Raw genomic sequence first — 8,616 nt, 5'->3', positions numbered from 1 at the left:
TCAGACAGTGGGGTGCTCCACCTTGTGCGCCCTCCCAGAACCGTGCTGGACGAAGCCCATCAGGACAACGGCACCGACCTAGGGAGCACACCATGACCTGCACCAACCCCCAGTGCGACGACGGCATCGTTCCCAACCCGTACGCCGAAGACCCCGAGGACGTCACCCTCTGCCCGGACGAGAACCCCGGCTACGACCCCCGCGACTTCCTCGACTACGAAGGCTGAGCACCTCGGGCCCCAGTTCCGGCCGGGGCCCAAAGCAGCTCCACCGACCTTGAGTTGCAACCTGATCCGTATGATCCCCTTCATAGGGATCGTGGTCTTGTCAAGGTTGCACCTCAGAGCTGACATCAGTGGCTGACACCAACAGCGACACACGCGGCTGATCCAAGCTGGATCTCAGCGGCTCAGCATCCGAGGGTCACCAGGCAGCGACGCGGTTGTCTGGTCCCTCATGGTCGACCTGATAAGGATGAGGCCACAGGTTCAAATCCTGTTAGCCCCACCAGCACAGAACCCCCAACCGGTCACGGTTGGGGGTTCTGGCGTTTCCAGGCTGTGTGTGGAGGGCTCTGGACCTGGCGTGCGGGGATGGGAGTGGGGGTGGGGGTGCTCGGGGGCGGGGAGTGCTTGTTGGGGGCGGGCATGAAGAAGACCCCCGGCCTGGGGTGGCCGGGGGTCTTCTGAGGCTTGTGAGGGCGTGTGCCCTGGGCGCGGGGCCGGGGTTACGGCTCTGCGGCGAGGGCCGGTTCATGTGCGCGGGACTCGGTCTCGGTGTCCGTGTCCATGTCCGTGCGCGGCAGGTGCCGGCAGCTGGGGGACGAGCCGTGGGCCTCGGCGCGGATGCGTTGCTTCATCGTCGGCGGCAGGGACCGTTCGTACACTGCCGTCCAGAGGGCCGTCATCGGCGCGGTCGCGCACGCCGTGGCGTTGCGTGCGTTCGTGGTCTCCTGTACCGCCGTGGCCGCGGTGGCCGTCGTGGTGAATCCCAGCGCGGCGAAGAGCGCGAGGAAGGCGGTGACGATCGTGGTCCACAGCTTCATGGGCTTGTTGCCGGTCATGACCCCTCAATTCGGGTTGGGCGATTTGCGTACTTTCCTCATGATGTGTATGTGGGGCTGAGAGTGGTGGACCGACGCTCGTGGCGCGTGGATGTTCAGATGAACACCACCCGGATGGCCGCAAGGGCGCCGAGAAGGGGGCAAAGCGGCGAAAGTCACAGTCGGGACGGGAGCCGGGTGGAGTGCCGAAGTCCGTTTCGACGGCGCTGTGCGGGGCGGGAGTTGAGGCAGATCCAGGTCACCGATCGATATCGCTCGGTGTGTATAGTCGGGCGCCAGAAGTCCCCTACGTCAAGGAAAGACGAGGTCGCGCGGTGAAGAAGCTTCTCCTGGTCGCACTGGCCGCCATCGGCGGGCTCCTCGTGTACCGCCAGATCCAGGCGGATCGCGCCGAGCAGGATCTGTGGACGGAGGCGACTGACTCCGTGCCCACGGGTTCGTGAGTATCGACGACAGTCACTTGCAGGCCCCGGTCGCTATTGCGGCCGGGGCTTTGTGCTGGGTGCGGATCCGTATCCCCGTATCCCCGTATCCCCGTATCCCGGAATTCCGCTTGTTCGCGTTCGTGAATGATGTGCTTGCGTAAGCAAATCTGCGGGTGGCGCGGTTGCGTCGGTGGTGGGCTCGTGGTGGTGTCCGCGCGGCGGTCGGCGGGCAGGACGGTCGAGATGGGTGGGACGGCTGGGCTTCGCGGCGAGGGGTGGCGCGTGATGGGGCGACGGAGGCTGAGGTCGGGCGGGGTCGCGGCGTTGTGCGTGGCGTTGGTGTTGGCGGCGGTGGCAGGGGGGTCCGGGCAGGCCGGGGCCGCGGGGCCGGTACCGGCCCCGTACGCCTTTGCCGAGGGCGCCGAGACGGTCGAAGGCGCGACCAGCAACGTCGAGGGGCCTCGGCTCAGCCCCGGTAAGACGTACAAAAGCTCCCTCCCGCGCGTGGGGCAGCGTTTTTACCGCCTGGAGCTCGGGGCGGAGGACAGTGTGTATGTCTCGGTCACCGCTGTCCCCGAGCCCGGCACCAAGGTCTCCTACGCCGACGGGGTCGAGGTGTCCGTACAGGACGCCGACGGCAACAAATGCAGCCCTCTGGACGCGGAAGAGGCACGCTTCGGCTCTTCGGAGAGTCCGCGCCCGATCACGGCCACTGCGGCGCGCAGGGTCGGCCCCGACGAGAAGAGCTGTAGCGGCGCCGGTACGTATTACGTGCTCGTCGAGCGGACCAGAGCCTCCAGTGCCGCTCTGGAGAACTGGGATCTGGAACTGCACGTGGCGTCAGAACCCGCGCTGCGGGCGGAGAGTGCGACGGCTCCGCCGGATTCGTGGAACTCCGCGCCCCCTGTCCTGCCGTCGGGGGAGCGTCAGCCACGTGAGGGTGGCACGAGCTTCAACAGGGCCCGGGGGCTGGAGAAAGGGGTGTGGGGCGCCGACATCGTGCCTGGGGAGACCCTTTTCTACCGAGTGCCGGTCGACTGGGGGCAGCAACTTTCGGTCGCGGCGGAGCTCGGCAGTTCGGATCGAGCGGAGCGCGGGATGGCGCGGGACGCGGGGTACGTCTCGTCCGCGTTGGTCCTGTCCCTGTCCAACCCGGTGCGTGCCCAGGTCGACGACTCCGACACTGCGTACGACGGCAGGCAGAAGACCACGGTTTTGGACCCGCTGCCGCCGGTCGCGTACGAGAACCGTTTCGCCCTCACCGACGAAGTCGCCGCCATGCGCTTCGCCGGCTGGTACTACCTGGCGGTCCACCTCAGCCCGGATGTCGCCGAGAAGTTCGGCGATGCGCCGCTGGAACTGACGCTGCGGGTGGACGTCGGCGGAGCGCCGCGGCCCGGGCCTTCGTATGCGGGGGCGCCCGAGCCCGCCGAGAACTTCGGCGTCACCGAGCGGGACACGGCGGCGGCCAGGCGCGGGGAGGCGGCGTCCGAAGCCGGTACGAGTTCCGGTGGGGACGACGACGGGCTGATGGTGGTCATCGCCGCCGGGGGGATCGGGACCGGGGTGGCCCTGCTGGCAGTCCTCGGCCTGTGGACGCTGATCGCGCGGCGCAGGGCGGCCAAGGCATCGGAAGCGGGAACGGCGTCGGCGGCGGCACCGGCACCCTTGGCCGTGCAGTTCGGGCCGCCACGGGGGTGGTGAGGCGCTCGTCAGGCCTCGCCTTGCTGGTCAGAGCTGCGTGAGTGCCCATACGCCGACGGCCAGGCAGGCCAGCGCCATGAGCAGCATCGGCACCGCCACCTTCGCGGGCGGACCAGGGCGCTTCGGAGGGGTGGAGAGGGCCGCGGGCCGGGACGCTTGGGCGTGAGGGCGTGGTGCCGAGGATGTGACGGTGGGATCGGGTGCAGGTGTCGGAAGGGGCATGGGCGTGGGGGGAGTGAACGGTTGGGGTGGTTGCGCGGGGGGTGGCAGGTGGAAGCCGCCGCTGGCCGTGTGAGAGGGGACGGATGGCGTGGGCTGTGACTCCTGACTCGGCGTCGGCCCCGGAACGGGAGCCGAGGCGGGGGGCGGGCCCGGAGTCGGGGCCCAGGGCGGATTCGGCGTCGGAGTGGGGGTGTGCGTCGGAGGCGCAGAGAGAGGCGGCGGAGGTGGCGTAGGAGGCGCAGCCGGAGGTGGTGTCGAGGTCGTGCCGGGTGACCGGAGCCCAGGCGCGGGGCGTGCATGGCGAGGTGCGGAGCCCGTGCGCGATGTGGCGGTGAGAGGGCCTTCGGGGCCGAAACCCGTGGGCAGCGGGGGGAGTTGATCGAAGATTTCGATGAGCTCATCGTCCGGGCCCGGCTCGGGCATCATCTCCGTGGCCGATGCCAGCGCCTTGCGCGCCCCCGTGGCGGTCCGGAAGCGCGCCTGGGGGTTCGGCTGGAGGAGGGTGGCGATGACCTGCCAGAGGGGTTCGGGCACGCCCTGCGGGGCCCGCGGCGTGCCGTGTTCGGCGAAGTATTCGATCAGCGCTTTGGCGTCCGGCTTGGCGCCTTCCAGGAGGTACAGGGCGACCAGGCCGACGGCGAAGAGGTCGGCGGTGAAGTCCGGTTCGGCGCCCAGCATCTGCTCGGGGGCGAAGTAGCCGGGCGTCCCCACCACGTAGTCCGTCTCGGTCAGCCGCGGCTCGCCCTTGCGCATCGAGATGCCGAAGTCGGACAGGCGCAGATGCGGGCGCCCGGCACCGGTGGCCTCCAGCAGGATGTTGGCGGGCTTGATGTCGCGGTGGACGACGCCTTCGGCGTGGACGGCCGCGAGGCCGGAGAGAAGCTGGTCGAGCAGGGCGCAGACGAAGTGGGGCGGCAGTGGGCCGTAATCCCCGATCACGTGCGCCAGTGAGCCGCCGCCGATCAGGTCCATGGTGAAGAGGACCTTGTCGTCGTCGGCGGCCCAGCTGGCGGGCGCGAGCACATGCGGGTGGTCGATCCGCAGTGCTTGTTCCCGCACGAATCTCAACAGGGAGTGCGCGTCGCTCTGTTGCAGGACCTTGGCGGCCACGTACCGGTGTCGTCGGTGGTCCCAGGCGCGCCAGACCGCTCCGACTCCCCCGCGTCCGATCGGGTCGACCAGTTCGTACCGGCCGGCGAAGACCTCACCCATGGTCGCGCTCCGCTCCCCTTCCGGGCCGCGTGCGGCGGCCCGGTCGACGGCTCAGCTCTGGTGCGCCTCGTAGTGGGCGACCGCGTCCGCGGTGCGCCCGGCGCCGTACACCCGGAGGAACTCTGCCAGTTCCGGGTGGGTCGGGGCGAGGGAGTCCGCGGCATCGATGATGTCGCCGGCCGCCGCGACGGAGCGCAGCAGTGACTGGATTTCGCGCACCACGCGCTTCACCGTGGGCGCGCCCGAACTGGTCGCTGTTTGGGCGGTGTTGGTGAGGACGGAGCCGCCCTGGGACTTCTTGATCTCGTCCATGCGGTCGGTGGCCTCGGCGGCGCTGACGCTGCCGTCCGCGACCTGGCCCGCCAGTTCCTGGAGGAGCTGGACGCGCTGGACGACGGCGGGGTTGCCGATCTTGGCGCGCTGTCCGCTCATCAGCTGGGAGAGCATGGGCGCGGACAGGCCGAGGACTCCGGCGAGGCGTGCCTGGTTCAGTCCCAGATCGTCGATGAGGCGACGGAAGAGCGCTCCCAGCGGCTCCCCGTACCAGTTCCGCTGGAGCTCTCGTGCTCTCGCGGTGGTGTCCTGCTGTGCGGCGTCCATGTGCGTCTCCCCATCGCTTCCCCTAAGACCGCGGTTCGCTGCCGCGAACCACGTCGAGCATCTTACGGAGCGTGGTCGTGGACCGGGAGCCCCAATCCTTTTGCGGGATCGGGGGGGTGACCCGGTACTCTGGTCTGCGATGCACGCCGGGACGTGGTTCCTCCGGTTCGATGTATCTCTAGCGGGGCCTTAGCTCAGTTGGTAGAGCGCTGTCTTTGCATGGCAGATGTCAGGGGTTCGACTCCCCTAGGCTCCACATCTGTAAAACCCCTCTGATCTGTGGAAACGCTGGTCAGAGGGGTTTTCTGCGTACAGGGGTTTTCTGCGTACGGGGGCGGGGCGGGCGTCAGGCCGGGTGACCGGCGGTGATGTCACCCGCGTCGAGCAGGGCGAACGGGGGCGGTGGCTGTTCATCGGCGTCGGCCGCGGTGTCGCTGGCCGCCGTGGTGTCGGCGGCGATCGGGTCGAGCACGAACGCGACGTGGTCTCCCCCGTCGAACCGGTCGTGGACGCGTCCGGCGAACCAGGCGAGGGCGTCGGAGAGGATCACGGTCCCGTCCGGTCCCTCACGCCAGTCCAGGTCGGAGAACTTGTCCGTCCGGTCGCTGCAGAGGGCCCCGAACCGCTCCGCGAGGTCGTGCCGGTGCCGGGGCAGCAGGTGGACCGCGAGGGCCCGTGCCGACCGGGCGAGACGGTAGGTGTGGTTGGCCTTGGAGAGCCACACGGCGAAACGGGCCGGCTGGAGGGAGCACTGGCTCGCGAAGCCGACCAGGCAGCCCGCGCGCTGCCCGTCCGCCGCAGCGGTGACCACGTACATGGAAGGGTTCGTCAGCGCGGTGAAGTTCGATATGTCCTGGTCCGTGCCCATCATCAGGCGGTGACGCGGACGGTGTTCAGCGAGCTGTCGGCGGCGTCCGGGAGGTTCATCCCGGCTCGTACGCCCGAGCGCAGGTAGTTCAGGACGGGTTCCGTCAGGCGCTCGCCGGGCAGGACCACGGGAATCCCGGGTGGGTACGGCGTGATCATCTCTGCGGCGATGCGTCCCGCCGCTTTCTCCACGGGCACGTCTTCGAGGTCGGCGAAGTAGGCGTCCCGCGGCAGCGATGCCTGCTCCATCCGCAGCTCGCCGGGGTCGGGGACGTCGACACCGGGTGCGTCCGTCAGGTCGGCGGCGTGCCGGGAAAGGTCACGCAGCGCGCCCAGGAGGCGTGCGACGGAGGCCTCGTTGTCGGCGTAGGTGAGCTGGGCGCTGATCCGGCGGTGGTCGAAGAGGTGCATGTCGATGTGGTGCCGGGTGCGCAGCCAGTCGGCGGCGCGGTAACCGGTGGTCCCCAGCGCGGAGAGGTCGATCACGACGGGCAGCGGGTCGAGATCGGCCGCTCGGTCCGGACCGCAGTAGTCCTCGGCACCGTCGACGTGCAGACCGTCGATGTCACTGATCGCCGCACGGGTGTCGGCGGCCAGGCGGAGGGCGTCGTCGAGGAGTTGTTCGCCGTGCTGGACCATCTGGCGGCGCCAGCCGTCCAGCCCCGCGTAGAGCAGGACGGAGGGGCTGGTGGTGCCCAGCAGGTCGGCCCGGGAAGCGAGGACGGCGGGGTCGATGAGGTCGCCCTGGAGGTGGAAGACCGAGCCCTGCTCCAGGCCGCTGCCCATCTTGTGGACGCTGGTGACGCAGATGTCCGCGCCCGCGTCCATCGCCCAGGTCGGCAGCTCGTCGTGGAAGGGCAGGTGCGCGCCCCAGGCCTCGTCGACGATGAGGGGCTTGCCGCGCCGGTGGCACACGTCGGCGATGCCTTGCAGGTCGGCGGTGGAGCCGTAGGGCGTAGGGCTGGTGACCAGTGCGCCGTCGGCGTCGGGGTGGGCCTCGAAGGCCTTCTCGAACGACTCGGCCGTCGGCGGGTGGGCGATGTGCCGCTCGGGGTCCCAGGCGGGGCTCACCCAGACGGGCTCGACACCCGACAGGATCAGGCCCGCGATGACGGACTTGTGGGCGTCACGGCCGACCAGGAGACGGCGGTGCGGCGCGGTCACCGTCAGCATGGCCGCCTTGACCGACAGGGAGCTGCCGCACGTGGAGAAGTAGGTGTGCTCGGCGTGCACGGCGTCGGCCATCAGCCGTTGGGCGCGCTCCAGGATCTGCTGGCGGCTCAGGCGGTCGTCGAGTCCCCCACTGGCGAGTACGTCGCCGAGGAACACCGCTTCTCCGAGCACCTTGGTGACCCGTGGATCGGCGCCGCGGGCCTGCTTGTGGCCGGGCGGCGTGAAGGCGAGCTCGTCGGCTTCGTGGTACCGCTCCAGGGCCTCCAGTACGGGGGCCTCGTCGTGGTTCAAGCTTTCGTTCGCAGCCATGCCAGGTGCAGTTCCCGTTTCAGCGGGCACCAACCCGCGACTGCGCGGGCGGCGCGGGGCGGAGTGGGTCGTTGGGCGGAGTGGGTCGTTGTTTCACGTGAAACACCGCGGGGCGGGAGACCGGGTGGCCCCCGCCCCACGGCGTTCTGCCGTGCGCGGATCCGCCTTGTGCACAGACTTGTACACAGACGTGCCGTCAGCCTCGTCAGCCTTGTGCACAGACCTGACGTCAGCTCCGCTTGTCCCGGTCGGTCTTCTCGGCGTTCTCGGCGTCCCCCGCCTCCGCTTCGGCCTGCTTGGCCTGCACCTCCGGGTCCAGGGCCGCCTGACCGCTGCCGTCGACGGAGGTCAGCGGCGTGCTGTCCGGGACCTCAGTGGCCGCGGGCGGCTCGACCAGCCAGTCGGGGTTGGCCTGCTTGTCCCACCACTTCCAGGCGGCCACGGCGCCGCCCGCGAGAATGCCGACCACAGCGAGCCTCTTGGCGAGACGGCCTGCCCTGGCGCGGCGCTGGTGCTTGCGGGCCAGGCGCTGGATCTCCTTCGCCGAGACCTGCCCGCGCAGCGCGGCGAGCGCCGCCGTGCCGCGGGACGTGGCTTCGTCGCGCACGGGCTGTGCGGCGGCGACCGCCTGCTCGATACGGGGCCTGGAGTAGTCGGCGGCCTGGCGGGCGGCCTTGCGGGTGCGGACGGCGGCTTCGTGCGCGGCGTGGTCGACCTTCGGCGGCACATGCGTGCGGGCCTGCTCGACACGGGGGGCGACGTGGGCGCTGTACTGGACACGGGCTTGTTCGGCGGCCACCCGGGCCTGTTCAGCGGCCTGCTGGGCGGCAAGCGACACCTTGGGCGCGAGCCGTACGCGCGCTTCGTGGGCGTAATGGGTGGCCCGGTCCTTGGCCGTGTCGGCGTAAGGCGCCACCGCGTCCGCGGCGTGACGCACGCTGTCCTTGGCAGAGCCGGTCGCGGCGCGCACGCTGTCGATGCGGGTCACGGGATCCTCCTCCTCGGTGGCGTATAGGTATGTCACCTTTCCACCCTTTCAGC

At 70.0% G+C, this 8,616-nt stretch carries 9 protein-coding genes and 1 tRNA gene; 4 read left to right on the top strand and 6 right to left on the bottom strand.

Annotated features, from left to right (window positions below; translation table 11 throughout):
- The first annotated feature begins 92 nt into the window (after positions 1 to 92).
- A complete protein-coding gene (locus ACZ4Z4_RS21635) occupies positions 93 to 227 on the top strand; it encodes a hypothetical protein (protein ID WP_468329426.1) in 135 nt (44 codons plus the stop codon).
- A 500-nt stretch (positions 228 to 727) separates the two neighbouring features.
- Here the strand turns inward: ACZ4Z4_RS21635 and ACZ4Z4_RS21630 are convergent, their stop codons facing one another.
- Entirely contained in the window at positions 728 to 1,063 is a 336-nt protein-coding gene (locus ACZ4Z4_RS21630; RefSeq protein WP_468329423.1) for a DUF6344 domain-containing protein, read from the bottom strand.
- A gap of 314 nt (positions 1,064 to 1,377) precedes the next feature.
- On the opposite strand from ACZ4Z4_RS21630, the gene ACZ4Z4_RS21625 reads away from it, so the two are divergent.
- Both ACZ4Z4_RS21625 and ACZ4Z4_RS21620 read left to right on the top strand, forming a co-directional pair.
- The gene (locus ACZ4Z4_RS21625) at positions 1,378 to 1,506 is read left to right on the top strand and encodes a DLW-39 family protein (protein WP_003999697.1); all 129 of its coding nucleotides are present in this window, start codon (positions 1,378 to 1,380) and stop codon (positions 1,504 to 1,506) included.
- 486 nt (positions 1,507 to 1,992) lie between these two features.
- Entirely contained in the window at positions 1,993 to 3,192 is a 1,200-nt protein-coding gene (locus ACZ4Z4_RS21620) for a hypothetical protein (RefSeq protein ID WP_468329420.1), read from the top strand.
- Between the two features lie 27 nt (positions 3,193 to 3,219).
- Here ACZ4Z4_RS21620 and ACZ4Z4_RS21615 read toward each other — a convergent pair whose 3' ends face one another.
- Entirely contained in the window at positions 3,220 to 4,626 is a 1,407-nt protein-coding gene (locus tag ACZ4Z4_RS21615) for a serine/threonine-protein kinase (protein WP_468329417.1), read from the bottom strand.
- A 51-nt stretch (positions 4,627 to 4,677) separates the two neighbouring features.
- On the bottom strand, positions 4,678 to 5,226 hold the full coding sequence (locus tag ACZ4Z4_RS21610; protein ID WP_055527494.1) for a helix-turn-helix domain-containing protein: 549 nt from the start codon (positions 5,224 to 5,226) through the stop codon (positions 4,678 to 4,680).
- 183 nt (positions 5,227 to 5,409) lie between these two features.
- On the opposite strand from ACZ4Z4_RS21610, the gene ACZ4Z4_RS21605 reads away from it, so the two are divergent.
- Positions 5,410 to 5,482 (top strand) — tRNA-Ala (locus ACZ4Z4_RS21605).
- A gap of 90 nt (positions 5,483 to 5,572) precedes the next feature.
- On the opposite strand, the gene ACZ4Z4_RS21600 is transcribed toward ACZ4Z4_RS21605, so the two are convergent.
- The 3 genes from ACZ4Z4_RS21600 to ACZ4Z4_RS21590 all read right to left on the bottom strand — a co-directional run bounded on the left by ACZ4Z4_RS21600 (position 5,573) and on the right by ACZ4Z4_RS21590 (position 8,563).
- Positions 5,573 to 6,097: a flavin reductase family protein gene (locus tag ACZ4Z4_RS21600; protein WP_468329414.1), complete on the bottom strand. Its 525-nt coding sequence runs from the start codon at positions 6,095 to 6,097 to the stop codon at positions 5,573 to 5,575.
- Complete coding sequence (locus ACZ4Z4_RS21595) at positions 6,097 to 7,575, bottom strand: aminotransferase class I/II-fold pyridoxal phosphate-dependent enzyme (RefSeq protein WP_468329411.1); 1,479 nt, start codon at positions 7,573 to 7,575, stop codon at positions 6,097 to 6,099. Before ACZ4Z4_RS21595 ends, ACZ4Z4_RS21600 begins: the two co-directional genes overlap by 1 nt.
- A 229-nt stretch (positions 7,576 to 7,804) precedes the next feature.
- Positions 7,805 to 8,563 carry a DUF5324 family protein gene (locus ACZ4Z4_RS21590; protein WP_468329473.1) on the bottom strand — a complete coding sequence of 253 codons (759 nt, stop codon included), beginning with the start codon at positions 8,561 to 8,563 and terminating at the stop codon, positions 7,805 to 7,807.
- Positions 8,564 to 8,616 lie beyond the last annotated feature (53 nt).

Source organism: Streptomyces sp. NPDC030245 (assembly GCF_055572995.1).
The sequence above is the reverse complement of the archived record's forward strand: the minus strand, read 5'-3'. Positions and strand labels throughout refer to the sequence as shown.

Coding starts and splice junctions, on each gene's coding strand:
- ACZ4Z4_RS21610 (WP_055527494.1), bottom strand. CDS start 5,226: ATGGACGCCGCACAGCAGGACACCACCGCGAGAGCACGAGAGCTCCAG.
- ACZ4Z4_RS21635 (WP_468329426.1), top strand. CDS start 93: ATGACCTGCACCAACCCCCAGTGCGACGACGGCATCGTTCCCAACCCG.
- ACZ4Z4_RS21615 (WP_468329417.1), bottom strand. CDS start 4,626: ATGGGTGAGGTCTTCGCCGGCCGGTACGAACTGGTCGACCCGATCGGA.
- ACZ4Z4_RS21600 (WP_468329414.1), bottom strand. CDS start 6,097: ATGATGGGCACGGACCAGGACATATCGAACTTCACCGCGCTGACGAAC.
- ACZ4Z4_RS21630 (WP_468329423.1), bottom strand. CDS start 1,063: ATGACCGGCAACAAGCCCATGAAGCTGTGGACCACGATCGTCACCGCC.
- ACZ4Z4_RS21595 (WP_468329411.1), bottom strand. CDS start 7,575: ATGGCTGCGAACGAAAGCTTGAACCACGACGAGGCCCCCGTACTGGAG.